Below are 22,185 nucleotides of genomic sequence, written 5' to 3'. Positions count from 1 at the left end.
CGGGGCCAGAAAGGGGAGGGTCATGATGGGGAACACTCTGCGCGAGATGGCGGAACGCATCGAGGACGCGACGATGCTCGACGCCGAACGGGGCGAGGCGATCATCGCGGCGCTGCGCGCAGCCGCCCCCGAGATCGATCCGCAAGGCACCCTGACGCCGGACCGGCTGCTCTCGACCGACGCAGTGATCGATCTGGTGGACCGGGTGCTGCCCGGCTGGGCGATTTCCATGGACGGCACGGCCAGCCGCAGCCACGGCCACTGGACCTGCACGCTTCGGATGTCGGGCGTCCGCGACAACGACGCCTATCTCGGGGTGGGCCACGGTCCGCGCCTGCCCCTCGTCCTGCTGGCGGCGCTGCTCAGGGCCACGGCTGCGCGCCCGGCCGACTGACCGTCAGGGCACCAGCACCGCGGCCCCCTGCAGCCGACCTTCGCGCAGATCGTCAAGGGCTTCGTTGGCCTGTTCCAGGGGGTATGGCACGGTCTCCGTCCGCACCCCGGCTTTCTCGGCCAGCGGGAAAAACGCCACGCCGTCTTGGCGGGTCAGGTTGGCCACCGACCGGACCTGGCGTTCCCCCCAGAGGTCGGCATAGGGAAAGCCGGGAATGTCGCTCATGTGGATGCCGCCACAGATCACGCACCCGCCCTTGCGCACGGCCTTGAGCGCCGCCGGCACCAGCGCCCCCACCGGCGCGAAGATCAGCGCGGCATCGAGTTCCACGGGCGGACGCATGTCCGAGCCCCCGGCCCAGACCGCCCCGAGCCGCCGGGCGAAGTCCTGCGCGGCGGTGTCGCCGGGCCGGGTCAGCGCATGGACCTCGCGCCCCTGCCAGACCGCGACCTGCGCCAGGATATGGGCCGCCGCGCCAAAGCCATAAAGCCCGATCCGCCGCGCATCCCCCGCCATCGCGAGGCTCCGGTAGCCGATGAGCCCCGCGCAGAGCAGCGGCGCGAGCGCCACGGGGTCGCCGTCCTCCGGCAGCGGAAAGACGTAGCGCGCGTCGGCGACGCAGGCCTCGGCGAAACCGCCGTTCAGCGTGTAGCCGGTGAAGCCCGGCGCGTCGCAGAGGTTCTCCTGCCCGTTCCGGCAGTAAAAGCAGTCGCCGCAGGTATGGCCGAGCCAGGGCACCCCCACGCGCTGGCCCGGGCCGAGCCCCGAGACCCCCGCCCCGGTTTCCTCGACCCGGCCCACGATCTCGTGGCCGGGCACGAGCGGCAGTCGGGGGCGGTCCAGCTCGCCATCGACAATGTGCAGATCGGTGCGGCAGACGCCGCAGGCCTCCACCCTTATCCGGACCTGTCCCGCGCCGGGCGCGGGACGATCCATGTCGGTCAGGGCGAGCGGCCTGCGCGGCGCGCCGAGAACCATCGCGCGCATCGGTTCAGCCGAGCTTGCCGGCGATGTAGTCCGCCGCCGAGGCCGGCGTCGCGATGCCCTCGGTCTCGGAGTCCGGGATCTCGATACCGAAGCGCTTGGCCAAGGCCGTGATCAGGTTCAGGATATCCATAGAATCGAGTTCCAGGTCGTCCTGCAGATGATCGTCGTCGCCCACGTCGGCCGGGTCGATATCGGGCGCGATGCGGTTCACTTCCTCGAGAAAGGCAGCCTTTATCTCGTCGCGGGTCATAATGCCTCCGGATGCTGGAGAAGGGTATCGATCTCGGCCAGGAACTGCGCCCCGCGGCGCCCGTCGCTGACCCTGTGATCGGCGGCAAGCGTCACGGTCACGACCTCGCGCAGCGCCGGCGCGCCCTGCACCGCGCGGGGCGCGCTGCGGGGCGTGCCAAAGGCCACCAGCGCGACCTGCGGCGGGTAGATGACGCCCGTCATGCTGTCCACGCCCTTTTCGCCGAGACTGGAAACCGTGATCGTGCCATCCGTCATCTCGGAGGATCGCAGCCGCCCGGACCGTGCCCGCATCACCAGGTCACGCATCGCCTCCATCAGGGCATCCAGCGAGAGCGTCTGCGCATCCCGGATCGCCGGCGCGACAAGCCCGCCGCCGCGCAGCGCCACGGCCACCCCGGCATGGACAGCGTCGGACGCCGCGAACGCGCCGTCGGCATAGTGGCCGTTCATGGCCTTTACCTTGTTCGCCGCCAGCGCCGCCGCCTTGACGAACAGCGCCCCCATGAGGAGGCGCCGCTCTGCGGGCCGGTTGGCATTGGTGGCCGCCAGCCAGTCACTTGCGGCCTGCAGGTCGATGTCGTGACCGAGATAGTAATGCGGAATCTCGCGTTTCGACCGGGCCATGGCGGCCGCGATGGCCTCGCGCATGGCCGAAAGGTCCAGCCCCTGCTTGCGCGCCGGTGGCGACGCGGCGGACCCTGGCGTGCCGCGGCCCGTGGCGGCCTCGACATCGGCGCGCACTATGGCCCCACCGGGGCCGCTGCCCACGAGCGTCGAGAGATCGACGCCCTTCTCGGCGGCGAGACGGCGCGCGGCGGGAGAGGCCGCCGGGATTTCCCCGGCCGCCGCTGCGGGATGTCGCGCGGGCGCGGCGGCGGGCGCGGGGGCCTCTGCCGGCGCTGCCGGTGTGGCGGGCGGCGCAGGGGGCTCGGGCGGCGCGGCGGATCCGGGGGGCGTGGTCCGGGGGGGCGCGGGGTCCGGCGCGTCCTCGCCGGGTTTCACGATCGTGGCCAGCGGCGCGCCGACCGGCAGCGTCTCGCCCAGCGCCGCATCCAGCGAGCGGACCTCGCCGGCCTCGAAGATCTCGATCTCGATCGCGCCTTTCTGGGTCTCGACCACGGCGACGACATCGCCGCGCTTGACGGTGTCGCCGGGCTCCACGAGCCATTCGACCAGCTTGCCCGACTCCATGTCGGCCCCGAGCGAGGGCATGGTGAAGACACCCATGGCTCAGCCCTTGCCCAGCGTTGCCCTGGCCGCCGCGACGATCCGCGGGGCCTGCGGGATCGCGGCATCCTCGAGATGCTTGGGATAGGGGATCGGCACCTCTTCGGAACAGACCCGCCCCACCGGCGCGTCGAGATGCCAGAAGATCCGTTCCCCGATCCGTGCCGCGATCTCGGCGGAGATCGATCCGGACCGCCAGCCCTCGTCCACGATGACCGCGCGCCGGGTCCGGCCGACCGAGTCCATGATCGTCTCGTCGTCGAGCGGGCGCAGGCTGCGCAGGTCGATCACCTCGGCCGAGATGCCCTCGCCCGCCAGCGTCTCTGCGGCCTCCAGCGTCTTCCAGAGCGACCCGCCATAGGTGATCAGCGTGACATCCTCGCCCCGCCGGCGAAGGGCGGCGCGGTCGATATCGACCGGCCCGGCATTGGTGTCGATCCGGTCCGCGTGGTTGTAGTGGAGCGCGTTCTCGAAGATCAGCACCGGGTCCGGATCCTCGAGCGCGGTCCAGAGCATGCCGCGCGCATCTTCGAGCGTCGCGGGCGCCAGCACGCGCAGGCCCGGGATATGCGCGTACCAGCCTTCGAGGGAGTGGGAATGCTGCGCGGCCAGCTGCTTGCCAGCGCCCGTGGCCATGCGGATCACCAGCGGCACGCCGAACTGGCCGCCCGACATGTGCCGGATGGTGGCGGCGGTGTTCATGATCTGGTCAAGGGCGAGCAGGCTGAAATTGACCGTCATCAGCTCGACGATGGGGCGCATCCCGGCCGCCGCCGCCCCGATGCCGAAGCCGGTGAAGCCCGACTCCGAAAGCGGCGTGTCGCGGATCCGGTCGGGGCCGAATTCCTCCAGCAAGCCTTTCGTGACGGCGTAACAGCCGCCATAGGCGCCGACGTCCTCGCCCATCAGGAACACCCGCGGATCGCGGGTCAGCGCGTCGCGGATCGCCTCGCGCATGGCCTCGCGGTAGGTGGTTTCGACCGTTTCGCCTGATGGTTTGGCCGGCGCCGGCGGTTCCGGGCGATCCTCGGCCACGACATGGCGGGCGAGATCCTCGAGCGGTTCCCACTCGGCCGTTTCGGCATACTCCACCGCCCGCGCGATCTCGGCATCTATGCCGGCCTCGATATTGGCGATTTCCTCGTCGTGGATCAGCCCGTTCTGCGTCAGCCAGGTCTGGAAACGGATGATGGGGCCGCGCTGGCGCCAGTCCTCGACCTCGGCCTTGTCGCGGTAGAGTTGCGCATCGAACATCGAATGGGCGCGGAAGCGGTAGGTGCGGCATTCGAGGAAATAGGGCTTTCCGGTCTCGCGGATCGCGGCCAGCGCCCGGCGCGCGGCCGCCTCGACCGCGACGATGTCCATGCCATCCACCACCTCGGACGGCACGCCGTAGCTGGCGGCCTTGGCGTGGATGTCGGTCACCGCCTCGGAGCGTGCCAGAGCCGTGCCCATGGCGTAACCGTTGTTCTCGCAGACGAAGAGCGCCGGAACCTCCCAGAGCTGCGCCAGGTTCATCGTCTCGTGGAATTCCCCCTCGGCCACCGCGCCCTCGCCGAAGAAACAGGCCGTCACGGCGCCGGTGCCGTTCATCCTGTCGGCCAGCGCCAGCCCGCCCGCCAGCGGCAGGCCGCCGCCCACGATGGCGTTGCCGCCGTAGAAATTGGTCGCCGCATCGAACAGGTGCATCGATCCCCCGCGCCCGCCGGAACAGCCCGCCGCCTTGCCGTACATCTCGGCCATCACCCGGCCCATGTCGATCCCGCGCACCAGCGCGTGGCCATGTTCGCGGTAGGTGGCGACGACCCGGTCCTCGGGTCCTAACAGGGGGATCACCCCCGCCGCGATCGCTTCCTCGCCGTCATAGAGATGCAGGAAGCCGCGGATCTTCTGCTGGGTGTAGAGTTCGGCGCACTTGTCCTCGAACTTGCGGATGCGCAGCATCGCGGCGAGCAATTCGCGCACATGCGCGCGGGTCAGGTGGATCTTTTCCGATGCGGTCATGACTCGTCGGTCTCCAGCGTGGAAATATCGCCCTCGGGCAGGCCGAGCTCGCGGGCTTTCAGAAGCCGGCGCATGATCTTGCCCGACCGGGTCTTGGGCAGGGTCTTGCGGAACACCACCTCGCGCGGGGCAACGGCGGGGCCGAGTTTCTTGCGCGCGTGCCCGCGGATATCGCGCTCCAGCGCCTCGGAGGGGTCGAAGCCCGGGTTGAGGGAAACATAGGCCTTCACCACCTCGCCGGCGGTCTCGTCGGGCAGGCCGATCACGCCGGCCTCGGCGACCGCGTCATGCTCGATCAGGGCGCTTTCGACCTCGAAGGGGCCGATCAGGTGGCCCGAGGACTTGATCAGGTCGTCGGCACGGCCGACGAACCAGAAATACCCGTCCGCATCGCGCATCGCCAGGTCGCCAGACAGGAACCAGCCGTCCTGGAACACCTTGGCGTATCGTTCCGGCTCGTGGAGATAGGCGCGCATCATCGACGGCCAGCCGGGGCGCAGCGCAAGCTCGCCGATCTCGCCGGTCGCGCAGTCGCGCAGCGCGCCATCCGCGCGATCGACGATCCCGGCGGTGATGCCCGGCAGCGGTTTGCCCATGGAGCCCGGCTTGATGTCCATCGCGGCGGTGTTGGCGATCATGATCCCGCCGGTCTCCGTCTGCCACCAGTTGTCGTGGAAGGGATGGCCGAAAACCTCCTTGCCCCAGACCACCGCCTCGGGGTTCAGCGGCTCGCCCACGCTGGCGAGGAAGCGCAGCTTCGAGAAGTCGTAGTCCCGCGCCGCCTCGGTTCCGGCGCGCATCATCATGCGGATGGCGGTGGGCGCGGTGTACCAGATCTCCACCCCCTCGTCCCGGAGAATGCCGTACCACCTGTCGAGTTCGAAATCGGCCTCGTCCACGATCATGGTCACGCCGTTCACGAGCGGCGAGATGATCCCGTAGGAGGTTCCCGTCACCCAGCCCGGATCGGCGGTGCACCAGTAAACGGCGCCGGGTGTCAGTTCGAGCGCGTTGCGCCCCGTGGCGGCATGGTTCACCACCGCCTCGTGGACGTGAACGGCCCCCTTGGGCCGGCCCGTCGTGCCGGAGGTGAAATGAATGAGCGCCGTGTCCTCGGGATCCATCGGAACGGTCTCGAATGCGTCGGAGGCCGCCGCCATTTCCGGGCCGAGCGCCACGCAGCCCTCAGGCGCCTCGTCGCCCAGGATCAGCACCAGTTTCAGCGACGGGATCGCGTCGCGCAGCTTGGCGATCTTGCGGCGGTAGATCGAGGCCGTGGTCACGACCGCGTTGGCCTCGCCGATCTCCATCCGGGTCCGGATCGGTTCGGGCCCGAAGGCCGAGAACAGCGGCGAGAAGGTCAGCCCCGCCTTCAGCGTGCCTAGCGCGGCGATGTAGAGCTCGGCCTCGCGGCCCATGAGCGAATACAGCCGGTCGCCTTTCGAAAGCCCGTGTTTGGCCAGCACATTCGCGAAACGCGCGGTCTGGCGCACCATCTCGGCATAGGTCAGGTCACGGCGCTCGCCGTCCTTGCCGATCCAGCGCAGCGCGATCCGGTCGCCGTCGCCGTGGGCGACATGCCGGTCCAGCGCCTCGTGGGCGATGTTGAGCTTGCCATCCGGCAGGCCGTCCAGCATGGCGCGGGCCTCGTCCCAGCCGAATGTCTTTCGGTATCGGTCGGGATCGGGCAGCACGGCTGCGCGGCGTTCGGCATCGGTCTTGGCGATGGTCTCCCAGGTCATCGGCATCTCCTCCCACAGCCACTATCCGGGCCCGTGCGCGCCGGGGCATTGACTCAGGTCAACCCGCCCTCACATGCCGAGACCGGTATCCGCGTCGAAGACCTTGGCCTTGCCCATATCCACCTCGAAGCGGAAAGCGGCGCCGATCTCGCGCGCATCCTCGGGGCGGACGCGCGCGATCATGTCGATGCCCGCGATCTGGAACACGATCATGGTGTCCGGGCCCGTGGGCTCGACCACCTCGACCGGCCGCTCGAAGACGAAACGGTTGGCCCCGGGCAGTTCGGTTCCGGCCGCGAAGATCGTCTCGGGACGCAGGCCCAGCACAACGGCGTGGCCGTCCGGGGCGTCGATATCGGCCGCCTTGTCCGCCGGCAGCGGGAAGCGCACCGGATCCTCGCCGTCCTTGCCGGCGTCGACGGCCAGCCCCGTGTCGAGACGGCGGAGCCGCCCGGGCACCATGTTCATCGGCGGCGAGCCCATGAACCCCGCGACGAAGAGATCGACCGGATCCTCGTAGACCGTCGCCGGGTCTGCGAATTGCCGGATATGGCCATTGTCCATCACCGCGATCCGGGTGGCCAGCGTCATCGCCTCGATCTGGTCATGGGTGACGTAGACCACCGTCTTGCCGAGGCGCTGGTGCAGCTTCTTGATCTCGGTGCGCATCTCGATCCTGAGCTTGGCGTCGAGGTTCGAGAGCGGCTCGTCGAAGAGGAACACCTCGGGCTTGCGCACCAGCGCACGGCCCATCGCGACCCGCTGGCGCTGCCCGCCCGAGAGCTGCCCGGGCTTGCGGTCGAGATAATGGTCGATCTGCAGCAGCCTGGAGAACTCGTCGACCGCCATGCGCTGATCCGTCTTGGAAATGCCGCGCGTCTGCATGCCGAAGGTGATGTTCTCGCGCACCGTCTTCGTCGGGTAGAGCGCGTAGGACTGGAAGACCATGGCGATGTCGCGGTCACGCGGCGGCACGTTGTCGACCGTCTTGCCGCCGATCTGGACATGCCCCTCGGACACCGTCTCGAGCCCGGCGATCATGTTGAGCAGCGTGGACTTGCCGCAGCCCGAGGGCCCGACGAGAACCACGAACTCGCCCGGTTCGATCTCGAGGTCGATCCCCTTGATGACCTCGTTCGCGCCGAAATACTTCCTGACCGACTGGAGCCGGATTCCCGATGCCATGCGTTATCCCTTCACTGCCCCGGCCGACAGGCCCCGCACGAAATACGCCCCCGCGATCACGTAGACCGCCAGCGTCGGCAGCGCGGCGATGATCGCCGCGGCCATGTCGACATTGTATTCCTTCACCCCCGTCGAGGTGTTCACCACGTTGTTCAGCGCCACCGTCACCGGGTTCGAATCCCCGATGGTGAAGGCGACCCCGAACAGGAAATCGTTCCAGATCTGCGTGAACTGCCAGATCACCGTGACCACGATCGCCGGGATGGCCATCGGCAGCACGATCCCGAAGAAGATCCGGAAGAACCCCGCCCCGTCGATCTTGGCGGCCTGGATGATGCCGTCGGAGACACCGATGAAGAAGTTGCGGAAAAAGAGCGTCGTGAAGGCCAGCCCGTAGACCGTATGCACCAGGATCAGCCCCGGCACCGTGCCGGCCAGGCCCAGGTAGCCCAGCGTCCGCGCCATCGGCAGCAGGATCACCTGGAAGGGAATGAACGCGCCGAACAGCATCAGCGCGAAGATCCAGTCGGCGCCGGGAAAACGCCATTTCGTCAGCGCGTAGCCGTTCAGCGCGCCGAGCAGCGTCGAGATGAACACCGCCGGCACGGTCATCATCACCGAGTTCCAGACATACGGCTTCAGCCCGTCGCAGCGCACGCCCACACAGGCCGAGTCCCAGGCCTTGGCCCAGGCGTCGAAGGTGATATCGCGCGGCAGGCTCAGCAGCGTGCCCAGGCGGATCTCCTCCAGCGACTTCAGCGAGGTCGAGATCATCACGATGAGCGGGATGAGGTAATAGAGGCAGAACAGCCCCAACACCGCGAAGAGCAGGAGCCGCATGAGGCGCGGGCCGAGACCGCTCGGCTGTACGATGCCGCTGATCCGCCGTTGCTTCATTCGCCTGTCTTCCTGAGTTCCGAGTAGAGATAGGGTACGATGATCGCGCAGATCGTCATCAGCATCATGGTGGCCGACGCCGCCGCGACACCCAGTTCGCTGCGCTGGAAGGCGAAGGAATACATGAAGGTCGCCGGCATGTCGGTGGCGTAGCCCGGTCCCCCGCCGGTCAGCGCGATCACCAGGTCGAAGCTCTTGATCGCGAGATGGGCCAGGATGATCACCGTGGACAGGAAGACCGGCCGCAGCATCGGCAGAATGATGCCCGTATAGGTCCGCCACGGCCCGGCGCCGTCGATGGCCGCGGCCTTGAGCACCTCGTCATCGACCGAGCGCAGACCGGCCAGGAACAGCGCCATCGCGTAGCCCGAGGATTGCCAGACCGCCGCGATCACCACCGTGTAGATCGCCATGTCCGAGTTCACCAGCCAGTCGAAGGTGAAGGACTCGAAGCCCGCCTCGCGCATCAGCCGTTCGACGCCGAGGCCGGGGTTCAGGATCCATTTCCAGACCGTGCCCGTGACGATGAAGGACAGCGCCATGGGATAGAGATAAATGGTGCGGATCACGCCTTCGGCCCGGACCCGCTGATCGAGCAGCACCGCGAGGAAGATCCCGATCGCCATGCTGATCCCGATGAAAAGGGCCGAGAACACGAAAAGGTTCTCGATCGCCACGTACCAGCGCGGCGTCGACCAGAGCCGGACATACTGTGCCAGCCCGTCGAATTCGTAGACCGGCATGACGCCGGACTTGGTCAGCGAGATATAGGCCGTCCAGACGATGAAGCCGTAGACGAAAAAGAGGCTCGCCGCGAAAAGCGGAGAGACCACGATCATCGGCAGGCGCCGTTCGAGCAGGCGGCCGATCCTCTGTAATGTGCCCGTGCGGTCGGTCATCGCCCCCCCGGTCGGTCCGGGGCGGTCACGAGACCGCCCCGGCTAGGCTTGGTCCGGGTCACTGCTGGGCGCGCGTCACGGCCTCGGCCAGGCTCTGGGTCGCGTCTTCCGCGCTCATGTCGGAGTTGAAGAACTCCGTCACGAGATCGAGAAACTCGCCCCGCACCGACCGCGGCACCGCCATTTCATGCGCCATGGACGGCACCAGCGTGTCGCCCTCGATGGCGGCGACGAGATCGTCATGCGAGCGCTTGGCGCACATGTCGAACTTGTCGAGCGCCACGTCGGTGCGCGCCGGGATCGAGCCCTTCGCAAGGTTGAAGGTTTCCTGGAACCCCGGCGACATGATGAGGCTTGCCAGAACCTGCTGGCCCTGCAGCCGCTCTTCGCCCGACACCTTGAAGAAGGTGAAGCTGTCGGAGTTCAGCACGAAGCCGTCACCGGGTGCCGCGGCGCAGAGGAAATCCTCGCCCGGGACCTTGCCGGCCGCCAGGAACTCGCCCTTGGCCCAGTCGCCCATGATCTGGAACGCGGCATCGCCGCGCATCACCATCGCCGTGGCCAGGTTCCAGTCGCGGCCCGAGAAATTCGGATCGACATAGCCGCGAAGCTTGCGGAGCTGTTCGAAGGAGGCGACCATCGTGTCGCTGGTCAGCGCCTCCTGGTCCAGATCGACCAGGGCGTCGCGGAAGAATTCCGGCCCGCCGACGCCCAGCACGACCACCTCGAAGATCGTGGCGTCCTGCCAGGGCTGTCCGCCATGGGCCAGTGCGATCTTGCCGGCGGCCTCGACCTTGTCGGCGGCGGCGTTGAACTCCGCCCAGGTGGTCGGCATCGCGTCCACGCCGGCCTCTTCCAGCACGTCGGGATTCGCCCAGATCCAGTCCACGCGGTGAATGTTCACCGGCGCCGCGACGTAGTCGCCCTCGTATTTCATGATCCCGGCGAGCGCGGGCGGCAGGACCTGGTCCCAGTTTTCTTCCCCGGCCACGGTCTCGACGTCGTTGAGCGCGCCCTGCTCGGCCCATTCCTGGATCCCGGGCCCCTTGAGCTGAACGGCGGTGGGCGGCTTGCCCGACACGACCCGGGCGCGCAGCGCGGTCATCGCCGCGTCGCCGCCGCCGCCCGCGATGGGCGAGTCGATCCATTCGCCGCCGCGCTCCTCGAAAGCGTTCTTGAGTTCGCCGACGGCCTTGGCTTCGCCGCCGGATGTCCACCAATGCAGGACCTCGACGGTGCCCTGGGCCTGCACGGCCCCGCACCAGGCGGTTCCGGCCAGCGCCGTGGCCGCAATAATTCTGTTGAAACGATACATGAGTCAGCTCCTCCCATATCGGAGCGGGGCGCAACGCGCACAGGCTCCGAAATCCCGTCAAAGAATGGATTACGCGGGACGGCGGACCTTGTCCTCCTCCGGTCCGTCTCGCCCAAACTCGTTACCCACGCGAGCGACGGTAACACGGAAACTGAGTCGGAAATTTGACTTTAGTCAATGCGCGGGCGCCGCGGCCGGGCGGGTCAGACGGTCATGGTCGCCTGCACCGCGCGCGCCCAGGCCGCGTATTTCGCGTCGCGGGCGGCGTCTGCCATCCGCGGTTCGAAACGCCGCTCCAGGGCCCATCCCCGGGCGAACTCGTCCGGGCCGGGATAGACGCCGGCGCGCATCCCGGCAAGCCAGGCCGCGCCCAGCGCCGTGGTCTCCAGGACAGCGGGCCGGTCGACCGGCGCGCCGAGGATATCGGCCAGGAACTGCATCGCCCAGTCGCTGGCGGTCATGCCGCCATCGACACGCAGCACCTCGCCGCCGGACGCGCTCTGCCAGTCGGCCGTCATCGCCTCGACGAGGTCGCGGGTCTGGTAGCCCACGCTCTCGAGCGCGGCGCGCGCCAGTTCGGCGGGGCCCGAATTCCGCGTCAGGCCATAGACCGCGCCACGGCACTCGGGGTTCCAGTAGGGGGCGCCCAGCCCGGTGAAGGCGGGCACCAGGATCACCGACTGCCCGTCATCCGCGGCCTCGGCCAGCGGCTGGGTCTCGGCGGCCTCGCGGATGATCTTCAGCCCGTCGCGCAGCCACTGGACCACCGCGCCGGCGATGAAGATCGATCCCTCGAGCGCATAGGCCGGCTTGCCGTCCAGCTGGTAGGCAATGGTGCCGAGCAGCCGGTTGCGGCTCTCGACGAGCTCGGTGCCGGTGTTGAGCAGGGCAAAGCATCCGGTGCCGTAGGTGGATTTGAGCATCCCGGGGGTGAAACAGGCCTGGCCGACCGTCGCCGCCTGCTGGTCGCCGGCCACGCCGAGGATCGGGATCTCGCGGCCGAAGAGATCGGCGCGGGTGCGGCCGAACTCGGCCGCGCAGTCCTTGACCTCGGGCAGCATCGCCATGGGAATCCCGAGGATCGCGCAGATCCCGGCATCCCATTCGCCCGTGCGGATGTTGTAGAGCATGGTGCGCGCGGCGTTGGTGGCGTCGGTCACATGCGCCGCACCCCCGGTGAGTTTCCAGATCAGGTAGCTGTCGACGGTTCCGAACAGAAGCTCGCCCCGCTCGGCCCGTGCGCGGGCGCCCTCGACGGTGTCGAGCAGCCATTTGAGCTTGGTGCCCGAGAAATAGGGATCGGCCAGAAGGCCGGTCTTGCGGGTGATCTCCGCCTCGTGCCCGGCGGCACGCAGGCCGGCACAGATATCCGCGGTGCGGCGATCCTGCCAGACGATGGCATTGTGGATCGGCTGGCCGGTGGCCCGGTCCCAGACAAGCGTCGTCTCGCGCTGGTTCGTGATCCCGATGGCGGCGATGTCCGCGGGCGCGATGCCGGCGCGCTCGATCGCTTCGCGGCAGGTCCCGGCCGTCGTCGACCAGAGATCCGCCGGGTCGTGTTCCACCCAGCCGCTGCGCGGGTAGTGCTGGGCGAATTCCTCCTGCGCCACGGCGGTGATGTTCATCTGCCCGTCGAAGACGATCGCGCGGCTCGAGGTGGTGCCCTGATCGATGGCGAGGATATGGGTCATGCGCCTGGATCCCGTCTAGAAGAACCTGCCGAAACTGTGCGGGGGTGGCCGCTTGCGAAACCACCCCCGCGACCGCGGATCGGCGACTGGCCCATCTGAACCGATCCGCGTGTAGGTGTAAACAAAGCGGCCGGGGCCCGAAGGCCCCGACCAGGGAGGGAGGATCAGCCTTCGTCCTGCCAGGACTGGATGAGTTCTTCGTAGCTCACCGTGACAGGCTCCGGGTCCTCGTTCTCGAGCTTCGGCTTCGGCGAGCCGGGCTGGCTGAGCCAGTACTCGGCGTCACGCTCCTCGTTAAGCACCGGGCCCAGGTCACCCTGGATACCGGCCCGTTCGAGCCGCGCGAGCACCTCTTCCTGCGCTTCGCAGAGCGCGGTCAGCGCCTCTTCGGAGGTCTTGGCCCCCGACATGGCGTCGCCGATGTTCTGCCACCACAGCTGCGCCAGCTTCGGGTAGTCCGGCACGTTCAGACCGGTATCCGACCAGCGCACGCGCGCCGGCGAGCGGTAGAACTCGACCAGGCCGCCGAGCTTCGGCGCACGCTCGGTGAAGCTCTCGTGATCGATGGTGCTCTCGCGGATGAAGGTCAGACCCTCGTGGCTCTTCTTCAGGTCAACCGTCTTGGAGGTGACGAACTGCGCGTAGAGCCAGGCGGCCTTGGCACGATCCACGGGGGTGGATTTCATCAGCGTCCACGATCCGGCGTCCTGGTAGCCGACCTTCATGCCCTCTTCCCAATAGGCTCCCTTGGGGTTCGGGGCCATGCGCCATTTCGGCGTGCCGTCCTCGTTCACGACCGGCAGGCCGTCCTTGACCATGTCGGCGGTGAACGCCGTGTACCAGAAGGCCTGCTGGGCGATACCGCCCTGCGCGGGCACCGGGCCGGCCTCGGAGAAGGTCATGCCGGCGGCGGCGGGCGGCGCGTAGTCCTGCAGCCACTTGACCGCCTTGTCGATCGCGTAGACGGCCGCAGGCGAGTTGGTGGCGCCGCCGCGGTCCACGCAGGAGCCGACGGGCTGGTAGTCGTCGTTGACGCGGATGCCCCATTCGTCGACGGGGAAGCCGTTCGGCTCGCCGGTGGAGCCCATGCCGGCCATCGACATCCACGCGTCGGTGTAGCGCCAGCCGAGCGACGGGTCCTTCTTGCCGTAGTCCATGTTGCCGTAGACTTCCTGGCCGTCGATCTCGCGGCCGGTGAAGAACTCGGCGATGTCCTCGTAGGCCGACCAGTTGACCGGCACGCCCAGCTCGTAGCCATAAGCGGCCTCGAACTCGGCCTTGATGTCCGGGTCGGTGAACCAGTCGTGGCGGAACCAGTAGAGGTTCGCGAACTGCTGGTCGGGCAGCTGGTAGAGCTTGCCGTCGGGGCCGGTCGCGAAGGAGGTGCCGATGAAATCGTCGAGATCCAGCGTCGGGCTGGTGACGTCGGCGCCCTCGCCGGCCATCCAGTCGGTCAGGTTGCGCACCTGCTGGTAGCGCCAATGCGTGCCGATCAGGTCGGCATCGTTGATCCAGCCGTCATAGATATTCTGGCCGGACTGCATCTGCGTCTGCAGCTTCTCGACGACGTCGCCCTCGCCGATCAGGTCGTGGGTCACGTTGATCCCGGTGATCGCCGAGAAGGCCGGGGCCAGCACCTTGGCCTCGTATTCATGGGTCGTGATGGTCTCGGAGACCACCGTGATGTCCATGCCCTGGAACGGTTCGGCGGCATCGACGAACCACTGCATCTCGGCTTCCTGTTCGGCGCGGCTGAGCGTCGAGAGATCGCCGATCTCGGTGTCGAGGAACTCGCGCGCCTCTTCCATGCCGGACAGAGCGGGCGTCGCGAAGACCGCGAACGCCAGGCTCAGCGCCGTCGTTGTTTTCAGATGTAGGTTCATTAAGTTTCCTCCCATAATGAGAACCCAAGGTTTCACCGCGGCCGGGATCTCTTGCCGGTGACCGGCCGCGTTTCTTGCTCCCCTAGACCCAGCGAAAGACCGCCGCGGCATAGAGAAGGCAGACGATCAGCGCACCCCATTGCGGTGCGCTGACCAGCCCGAGCCAGGCCAGGTTGATGAAGGCCGAGCCCAGAAGCGTGATGAACAGCCGGTCGCCACGGGTCGTCTCGATACGCAGGACACCCATGCGCGGCGTTTCAGGATACTTGATCCCCAGGATCGTGAAGAGTGCCAGCAGCGACGCGATCACGAGAAAGAAGATCGCTGTCGGCCAGGTCCATGCCATCCATTCCATCGGTCGGTTCCTCCCTCAGACCCGGCCCAGGGCGAAGCCCTTGGCGATGTAGTTGCGGACGAAGTAGATCACGAGCGCGCCGGGCACGATGGTCAGCACGCCCGCCGCGGCCAGCACGCCCCAGTCCAGCCCCGAGGCCGACACCGTGCGGGTCATGGTCGCCGCGATGGGCTTGGCGTCGACGCTGGTCAGCGTGCGGCTCAGCAGCAGTTCCACCCAGGAAAACATGAAGCAGAAGAAGGCCGCGACGCCGATGCCGCTGGCGATGAGTGGCATGAAGATCCGCACGAAGAACCGCCCGAAGCTGTAGCCGTCGATATAGGCGGTCTCGTCGATTTCCTTCGGTACGCCGCGCATGAAGCCCTCGAGGATCCAGACCGCGAGCGGCACGTTGAAAAGCGTGTGCGCCAGGGCCACGGCGATATGCGTGTCGAACAGCCCGACAGAGCTGTAGAGCTGGAAGAAGGGCAGCGCGAAGACCGCCGGCGGGGCCATCCGGTTGGTCAGCAGCCAGAAGAACAGGTGCTTGTCGCCCAGGAACTGGTACCGGCTGAAGGCATAGGCCGCCGGCAGCGCCACCGCGACCGAGATCACCGTGTTCATCGTGACGTAGATGATCGAGTTGATATAGCCCCAGTACCAGCTCGGGTCGGTGAAGATCACCATGTAGTTGGCGAAGGTCAGGTCCTGCGGCCAGAGAGAGAAGGTGTTCAGGATCTCGGTGTTCGTCTTCAGGCTCATGTTCAGGAGCCAGTAGATCGGCAGGAGCAGGAAGACGAGGTAGAGCGTCATCACCACGGTCGAGCCCTTCGGCACGAAACGGCTGCGGGCGCGGGCGCCGGTGCGGGACGCCCCGAGATCGCCGGGGATCCCGGCGGCACCGGGCGCCGCGGCGGTGGACCTGCTGTCGGACATCACTGGCCCCCCTCTTTGTCGAGATTGGTCATCACGGTGTAGAACACCCAGCTGATCGCCAGGATCACGAGGAAATACATGATCGAGAAGGCCGCCGCCGGTCCGAGGTCGAACTGCCCGAGCGCCATCTTGACGAGGTCGATCGACAGGAACGTCGTCGCATTGCCGGGACCGCCGCCGGTTACCACGAAGGGTTCGGTATAGATCTTGAAGCTGTCCATGAAGCGCAGCAGGATCGCGATGGTCAGCACGCCCCGCATCTTTGGCAACTCGATGTACCAGAAGACTTTCCAGCGGCTGGCCTGGTCGATCTTGGCGGCCTGGTAATAGGCGTCGGGGATGGATTTCAGCCCGGCGAAGGCCAGCAGCGCGACCAGCGACGTCCAGTGCCAGACATCCATCACGATCAGCGTGACCCAGGCGTCCAGCGCGTCCTGCGTGTAATTGTAGTCGATCCCGAGCGAGTCGAGCGTGCGCCCGAGAAGGCCGATATCGACGCGGCCGAAGATCTGCCAGATCGTGCCCACCACGTTCCATGGGATCAGCAGCGGCAGCGACATCAGCACCAGGCAGAAGGTGGCCCAGAAGCCCTTCTTCGGCATGTTGAGCGCGACGAAGATGCCAAGCGGCACCTGGATCGCCAGGATGATCGCCGTGAAGGCCGCCTGGCGCCCCAGCGCGTTGTGCATCCGTTCCGAGGTCAGGATCTCCTCGAACCAGACGAGCCCGGCCCAGAAGAACTGGTTCTGCCCGAAGCTGTCCTGGACCGAGTAGTTGACCACCGTCATCAGCGGAATGATCGCCGAGAACGCCACCAGCACGAGAACCGGCAGGACCAGGAACCAGGCCTTGTGATTGACCGTCTTTTCCATCACGCGGCCTCCCCCACGGGACCGGGCGCGGCCTCGGGGGCCAGGCGCCAGTCGTTGACATAGACGTTGATGCCGGCCGGATCCAAGGCGAGCCGGTTCATGTCGGCCCCGATCGGCTTGTCTTCGGGCACCACGATGTTGATCTCGGTTCCGAAGAAATCGGCACGGACGATCCGGTGCCGGCCGACATCCTCCACCCGGCGAATATTCACGGGAAGCCCGTCCGCCGCGTCGGTCAGCTGCACGAATTCGGGCCGGATACCGATCTGAACCCGGCCCACGGGCGCGCCATAGGCGGCGCCGAGGTCGATTTCGATGCCGTCCACGTAGCCGCGGCGGCCGTCGATCTTGGCGTCGAGCAGGTTCATGCCCGGCGAACCGATGAAATATCCCACGAAGGTATGGGCCGGGCGCTGGAACAGTTCCTCGGGCGTGCCCATCTGCACCACGCGACCGTCATGCATCACCACGACCTGGTCGGCGAAGGTCAGCGCCTCCGTCTGGTCGTGGGTGACGTAGATCATCGTGTGACCGAAGTCCTGGTGCAGCGATTTCAGCTGGGTGCGCAGCTCCCACTTCATATGCGGGTCGATGACGGTCAGCGGCTCGTCGAAGAGGATCGCGTTGACGTCTTCGCGGACCATCCCGCGCCCGAGGCTGATCTTCTGCTTGGCGTCGGCCGTCAGCCCGCGCGCCTTGCGGTCGAGCTCGTGCTCCATGCCGATCATCTGGGCGATGGCCTGCACCCTGTCATGCACGTAGCTCGCCGCCGCGCCGCGGTTCTTGAGCGGAAAGGCGAGGTTCTCGCGCACGCTCATGGTGTCGTAGACGACCGGGAACTGGAACACCTGCGCGATGTTGCGCGCCGCGGTCGGCTGATCGGTGACGTCGTGATCGTTGAACAGGATGCGCCCGCGGCTCGGATGCAGAAGGCCCGAGATGATGTTCAGCAGGGTGGACTTTCCGCAGCCAGACGCCCCGAGAAGGGCGTAGGCCTTTCCGTCCTCCCAGACATGATCCAGTTCCTTCAGCGCGTAGTCCTCCTCGCCCGCGGGATCGGGCAGGTAGGAATGCGCCAGGTTCGAGAGCGTGATCTTTGCCATTCTTGCCTCCCTCAGGCCGCCAGCGCGTAGGATGCAGGTGCGACCAGCGACCCGTCTTCGGCGTCGAAGACGTAGACATGGGTCGGGTCGAGATAGGCCGGCAGCACGCTCCCCGGTGTCAACTCGCGCACGCCGTGCACCAGCCCGACCCAGCGCTCCCCGGCATGATCGAGATGCACGAAGGTTTCGGAGCCGGTGATCTCGGTCACGGCCAGCGTGCAGCGGAACTCCAGCGCCGCATCCGTGTGCCGGTCGATCTCGAGATGGTTCGGGCGGAAGCCGGCGGTGTAGCGCCCGTCGGGCAGTTCGGCCAGCTTGCCGGCGGCCTCGACCGCCTGGCCGTCGCCGAATAGCAACCGGGTGCCGGCCTTCGATATCTGAAGGAAGTTCATCGGCGGGTCCGAGAAGACCCGCGCGGTCGTCGCGTCGGCCGGGCGGCGATAGACTTCGGGTGTGGATCCGAACTGGGTGATCCGGCCTTCCCACAGGGTCGCGGTATTCCCACCGAGCAGCAGCGCCTCTTCCGGCTCGGTCGTGGCGTAGACGAAGATCGCGCCGGATTCCTCGAAGATGCGCGGGATCTCGGCGCGGAGTTCCTCGCGCAGCTTGTAGTCGAGATTGGCGAGCGGCTCGTCGAGCAGGACGAGCCCCGCGTCCTTGACCAGCGCCCGCGCCAGCGCGCAGCGCTGCTGCTGGCCGCCCGACAGTTCCAGCGGCTTGCGCCCCAGCATCGGCGTCAGCTTCATCAGATCGGCGGTCTTCTTCACGGCCGCCTCGATCTCTGCCCTGGGCTTGCCCATCAGCTTCAGCGGCGATGCGATGTTCTCGTAGACGGACAGCGACGGGTAATTGATGAACTGCTGGTAGACCATGGCGACCTTGCGGTCCTGCACGCGCATGCCGGTCACGTCCTGCCCGTCCCACAGAATCCGGCCCGTCGCCGGCTTGTCGAGCCCCGCCATCAGACGCATCAGCGAGGTCTTCCCCGCCAGGGTGGGGCCCAGAAGCACGTTCATCGTGCCGCGCTCGAGCGTCAGGTCGATCGGATAGATATGGGTCGCCCCGCCCACCTGTTTCGATACGCCGTCCAGTGTCAGTGTCATCCTCGTCCTCCCGGGCCCTTCACTCGGCCACCGCGCCGAGCCGGGCATCCGCGCCGCGCGCCTGCATCCATGCGTCCAGCCGGTCGGCGGCCTCGGTGTCGAGCCGCAGCCCCAGTTTCGTCCGCCGCCAGAGCACGTCCTCCGCACTCCGGGCATATTCCTTGTCCATGAGCCACGCCACTTCCCGTGCGGTCAGCGTGGCGCCGAAATCCTCGCCCAGCTCCGCGGCATCGGCCGCATCGCCCAGCATCGCCTCGGCCTCCGTGCCATAGGCGTGCACCAGCCGGCCGGCCCAGTATTTCGTCAGGAACGGATAGCGGGTCCTGAGCCCGGCGATCCTGTCCGCGACGCCGTCGACGGCGAAGTCGCCCCCGGGCAACGCGACCCCGGCGGTCCAGTCGCCGCGCGCGGCCGGGAAGAAGGGCACGAGCTTGGCCAGCGCGGCCTCGGCCAGGCGGCGATAGGTCGTGATCTTGCCGCCGAACACGTTCAGCAGCGGCGCCGGCCCGTTGGTGTCGAGCGACAGCACGTAGTCGCGCGTCGCCGCGGTGGCCGAGCTCGCCCCGTCATCGTAAAGCGGGCGCACGCCGGAATAGGTCCAGACGATATCGTCGCGGGTGACGGGCTGCGCGAAATACTGGCTGGCGAAATTGCAGAGGTAGTCCTGCTCCTCGGGCGTGCAGACCGCCTCGGAAGGGGCACCCTGGTGATCCTTGTCGGTCGTCCCGATGAGGGTGAAATCCGTCTCGTAGGGGATCGCGAAGATGATCCGCCCGTCGGTGCCCTGGAAGAAATAGCACTTGTCGTGATCGAAGAGCTTGCGCGTCACGATGTGGCTGCCGCGCACCAGCCGCACGTTCTCGCTCGAGTTTATGCGCACCGTGTTGCGGATCACGTTGCCGACCCAGGGACCGCCCGCGTTGACCAGCGCGCGCGCCCAGACGTCCCGGCGCCCCTGCGGTCCCTCGAGGCTCACGCGCCAGAGATCGCCGTCGCGGGCGGCGCTGGCGACCCGGGTGCGGGTCATGATCTCGGCCCCGCGCGCTTCGGCATCGCGGGCGTTCAGCACCACCAGCCGGGAATCCTCGACCCAGCAATCGGAATACTCGTAGGCGCGGCGGAACTTGTCCTGCAGCGCGCGCCCTGCCGGATCGCGGGTCAGGTCCAGCGTCCGGGTGCCCGGCAGGATCTTCCGCCCGCCGAGATGGTCGTAGAGAAAGAGCCCGAGGCGGATCAGCCAGGCCGGCCGGCGGCCCTTCATCCACGGCATCGCGAAGGACAGCAGCCGCGACGTCGGCGTATCGCTGTCGAAGCGCATCTCGGGGTGGTAGGGCAGCACGAAGCGCAGCGGCCAGGAAATATGCGGCATGGCCCGCAGCAGGGTCTCGCGCTCGACCAGCGCCTCGCGCACGAGGCGGAACTCGAAATACTCGAGATACCGCAGCCCGCCATGGAAGAGCTTGGTCGAGGAAGACGACGTGGCCTGCGCCAGGTCCCCCTGCTCGGCCAGCGCCACCGACAGGCCACGCCCCGCGGCGTCGCGGGCGATCCCGCAGCCGTTGATGCCCCCGCCGATCACGAACAGGTCCAGGGGCGCCGATGCGGCAGCTCCTTCGTGCACGATGCTCCTCCCTTTGTCACATCAGTGACACAGAAACCGTGTTCTAAAATGTTCGTTCTGTCAAGCTTATCAGGAGATAACGAAAATTATCGAACAGAAACCGCTCCAAACCCCTGAAAATAAGCGCTATTTTTTTGAGCCAGGTAACCGCTCGCCCTGGTAAACGGGGTCGGATCGGCCCGGTTTCCGGTTCCGAAGCTCCGCGGAATCGGGCCGAGAGCCGCGCAGACTTTCCTTTCTGATATGTTCGGGTATGATTTCACGCAAGGAGGGGCGGATGGCGCAGAATTTCAGACAGACCGAAATCCTCGACATCGCGAAACGAACCGGTCAGGTCGTGGTCGAGGATCTCGCCGTGCATTTCGGTGTCACCGTCCAGACGATCCGGCGGGATCTGACCGAGCTTTGCGACGCCGGGCGACTGACCCGCGTCTATGGCGGCGCGATCCTGCCCTCCGGCGTCACAAATATCGGCTACGAGGAACGCCGCCAGCTCAACACAGAGGCCAAGGAACGGATCGCACGCGCCTGTGCGGCGACGATCCCCGACAACGCCTCGGTCTTTCTGAACATCGGCACGTCGACAGAGGCCGTCGCCCGCGCCCTGCTAGAACACCGGAACCTGATGGTGATCACCAACAACATCAACGTGGCCAACACGCTCGCCGCGAACCCCGACTGCGAGGTGATCGTGGCAGGCGGCGTGCTGCGCCGGGCCGATGGCGGCCTGGTGGGCGACGTCACCGTGGACATGGTGCGCCAGTTCAAGGTGGATTTCGGGGTGATCGGCGCCTCGGCGCTGGACGAGGATGGCGACCTTCTCGACTACGATTACCGCGAGGTGCGCGTGACCCAGGCCGTCATCCGGCAGGCGCGGCGATCCTGCCTCGTGGCCGACTCGTCGAAATTCTCGCGCAGCGCCCCGGTCCGCATCGCGTCGCTCGAGGAGATCGACACCTTCTTCACGGACGCGCCGCCGCCCGACCCGGTCCGTGCCCTCTGCGACGGCTGGGGAACGCGGATCGTCACCGCCGGGGACTGAGCGCGCCCACCCCCGGCGAAATTTCGGAAAACGAGAGTCAAATCGCCCGTGGCGCCGGCTGGCGCCCTGCGGCATACTGGCCCCAGGACGCGGCCCGTCGTGGCGGCGAACGGTCTGTGTAAGAGGTTCCCGCGTGAGGTATTCCCGCAAGTGCCGCAAGGGCGGCCATCCCTGCCCCGCGCATCAGCCACGCATCGACCGGACGCCCCGGACGGGGGCAAGGCGCGTCCGGCCTCCCGTGAACAAGTGAAGAGTATCCGCATGACCGACGACATCCAGACCCCCGAACCGACCGAGACCACGCCGCAGGGCTACCGGCTGATGATCGGGCCCGACGCGATGAAGGCGATCGAGGAGAACGCGCGCTACACCCACAGCGCGGATCCCGTCGTCATCGTCCGCGACGCCGTGAATGCCTACAGCCAGCTGGCCCAGCTGCGCGCCGAGGGGCATGTGTTCTATTCCGTAAGCCCGTCGCAGGAGCTGCGCCGCCTGCGTTTCGGCTTCGATCTCGCCGGCGACGACGCGACCGGGGACCCGGTGGCGGACGACCCGTCGTAAGGTGCCGCACAGGGGCGGGACCCGGCCGATTTCCTCTTTAAGGCCGCATAGACACTACTGAATTGTACGATTGGCGCCCCGGTCCTGCCGTATTTGAACGGCTATATGTCCCCATTGGCAGGCCACGCATGCAAGAT

Annotated in this window: 20 protein-coding genes; 3 read left to right on the top strand and 17 right to left on the bottom strand. The window is 67.3% G+C overall.

Annotated elements, in window-relative coordinates; genetic code table 11:
• Positions 1–22: 22 nt before the first annotated feature.
• Entirely contained in the window at positions 23–394 is a 372-nt protein-coding gene (locus ACQ5SP_RS01620; protein ID WP_430935744.1) for a hypothetical protein, read from the top strand.
• 3 nt (positions 395–397) lie between these two features.
• Here the strand turns inward: ACQ5SP_RS01620 and ACQ5SP_RS01615 are convergent, their stop codons facing one another.
• The 17 genes from ACQ5SP_RS01615 to glpD form a co-directional block, all read right to left on the bottom strand.
• Complete coding sequence (locus ACQ5SP_RS01615; protein ID WP_430935742.1) at positions 398–1,381, bottom strand: zinc-dependent alcohol dehydrogenase family protein; 984 nt, start codon at positions 1,379–1,381, stop codon at positions 398–400.
• A gap of 4 nt (positions 1,382–1,385) precedes the next feature.
• Positions 1,386–1,631 carry an acyl carrier protein gene (locus tag ACQ5SP_RS01610; protein WP_430935740.1) on the bottom strand — a complete coding sequence of 82 codons (246 nt, stop codon included), beginning with the start codon at positions 1,629–1,631 and terminating at the stop codon, positions 1,386–1,388.
• Positions 1,628–2,860: a dihydrolipoamide acetyltransferase family protein gene (locus tag ACQ5SP_RS01605; protein WP_430935738.1), complete on the bottom strand. Its 1,233-nt coding sequence runs from the start codon at positions 2,858–2,860 to the stop codon at positions 1,628–1,630. Before ACQ5SP_RS01605 ends, ACQ5SP_RS01610 begins: the two co-directional genes overlap by 4 nt.
• A 3-nt stretch (positions 2,861–2,863) precedes the next feature.
• On the bottom strand, positions 2,864–4,864 hold the full coding sequence (pdhA, locus tag ACQ5SP_RS01600) for a pyruvate dehydrogenase (acetyl-transferring) E1 component subunit alpha (RefSeq protein ID WP_430935736.1): 2,001 nt from the start codon (positions 4,862–4,864) through the stop codon (positions 2,864–2,866).
• A complete protein-coding gene (acsA, locus tag ACQ5SP_RS01595; RefSeq protein WP_430935734.1) occupies positions 4,861–6,606 on the bottom strand; it encodes an acetate--CoA ligase in 1,746 nt (581 codons plus the stop codon). The genes pdhA and acsA overlap by 4 nt, the downstream gene beginning before the upstream one ends.
• A 69-nt stretch (positions 6,607–6,675) precedes the next feature.
• Positions 6,676–7,791, bottom strand: coding sequence for an ABC transporter ATP-binding protein (locus ACQ5SP_RS01590; RefSeq protein ID WP_430935732.1), 1,116 nt, complete (start codon positions 7,789–7,791; stop codon positions 6,676–6,678).
• A gap of 3 nt (positions 7,792–7,794) precedes the next feature.
• Complete coding sequence (locus tag ACQ5SP_RS01585; RefSeq protein WP_430935730.1) at positions 7,795–8,688, bottom strand: carbohydrate ABC transporter permease; 894 nt, start codon at positions 8,686–8,688, stop codon at positions 7,795–7,797.
• Positions 8,685–9,587, bottom strand: a complete 903-nt coding sequence (locus tag ACQ5SP_RS01580) for a carbohydrate ABC transporter permease (RefSeq protein WP_430935728.1) — start codon at positions 9,585–9,587, stop codon at positions 8,685–8,687. The genes ACQ5SP_RS01585 and ACQ5SP_RS01580 overlap by 4 nt, the downstream gene beginning before the upstream one ends.
• Before the next feature lie 58 nt (positions 9,588–9,645).
• The gene (locus ACQ5SP_RS01575; RefSeq protein WP_430935726.1) at positions 9,646–10,902 is read right to left on the bottom strand and encodes an ABC transporter substrate-binding protein; all 1,257 of its coding nucleotides are present in this window, start codon (positions 10,900–10,902) and stop codon (positions 9,646–9,648) included.
• A 203-nt stretch (positions 10,903–11,105) separates the two neighbouring features.
• Entirely contained in the window at positions 11,106–12,593 is a 1,488-nt protein-coding gene (gene glpK, locus ACQ5SP_RS01570; RefSeq protein ID WP_430935724.1) for a glycerol kinase GlpK, read from the bottom strand.
• A 164-nt stretch (positions 12,594–12,757) separates the two neighbouring features.
• A complete protein-coding gene (locus ACQ5SP_RS01565; protein WP_430935722.1) occupies positions 12,758–14,476 on the bottom strand; it encodes an ABC transporter substrate-binding protein in 1,719 nt (572 codons plus the stop codon).
• An 82-nt stretch (positions 14,477–14,558) separates the two neighbouring features.
• Positions 14,559–14,831, bottom strand: a complete 273-nt coding sequence (locus ACQ5SP_RS01560) for a DUF2160 domain-containing protein (protein ID WP_430935720.1) — start codon at positions 14,829–14,831, stop codon at positions 14,559–14,561.
• 15 nt (positions 14,832–14,846) lie between these two features.
• Complete coding sequence (locus tag ACQ5SP_RS01555) at positions 14,847–15,746, bottom strand: carbohydrate ABC transporter permease (RefSeq protein WP_430935718.1); 900 nt, start codon at positions 15,744–15,746, stop codon at positions 14,847–14,849.
• Positions 15,746–16,618, bottom strand: coding sequence for a carbohydrate ABC transporter permease (locus ACQ5SP_RS01550; protein WP_430935716.1), 873 nt, complete (start codon positions 16,616–16,618; stop codon positions 15,746–15,748). The genes ACQ5SP_RS01555 and ACQ5SP_RS01550 overlap by 1 nt, the downstream gene beginning before the upstream one ends.
• Entirely contained in the window at positions 16,618–17,721 is a 1,104-nt protein-coding gene (locus ACQ5SP_RS01545) for an ABC transporter ATP-binding protein (RefSeq protein ID WP_430935714.1), read from the bottom strand. The genes ACQ5SP_RS01550 and ACQ5SP_RS01545 overlap by 1 nt, the downstream gene beginning before the upstream one ends.
• Positions 17,722–17,732: 11 nt before the next feature.
• Entirely contained in the window at positions 17,733–18,824 is a 1,092-nt protein-coding gene (locus ACQ5SP_RS01540) for an ABC transporter ATP-binding protein (RefSeq protein WP_430935712.1), read from the bottom strand.
• A 19-nt stretch (positions 18,825–18,843) separates the two neighbouring features.
• Positions 18,844–20,445: a glycerol-3-phosphate dehydrogenase gene (glpD, locus tag ACQ5SP_RS01535; protein WP_430935710.1), complete on the bottom strand. Its 1,602-nt coding sequence runs from the start codon at positions 20,443–20,445 to the stop codon at positions 18,844–18,846.
• A 277-nt stretch (positions 20,446–20,722) separates the two neighbouring features.
• Here glpD and ACQ5SP_RS01530 point away from each other — a divergent pair, with 277 nt between their 5' ends.
• Positions 20,723–21,487: a DeoR/GlpR family DNA-binding transcription regulator gene (locus tag ACQ5SP_RS01530; protein ID WP_430935708.1), complete on the top strand. Its 765-nt coding sequence runs from the start codon at positions 20,723–20,725 to the stop codon at positions 21,485–21,487.
• A 261-nt stretch (positions 21,488–21,748) separates the two neighbouring features.
• A complete protein-coding gene (locus ACQ5SP_RS01525) occupies positions 21,749–22,048 on the top strand; it encodes a hypothetical protein (protein ID WP_430935706.1) in 300 nt (99 codons plus the stop codon).
• Positions 22,049–22,185 lie beyond the last annotated feature (137 nt).

The organism is Rhodovulum sp. YNF3179, from assembly GCF_050586465.1.
Classification (GTDB): Bacteria; Pseudomonadota; Alphaproteobacteria; order Rhodobacterales; family Rhodobacteraceae; genus CAJXYS01.
This window is presented reverse-complemented; position numbering and strand designations above follow the sequence as displayed.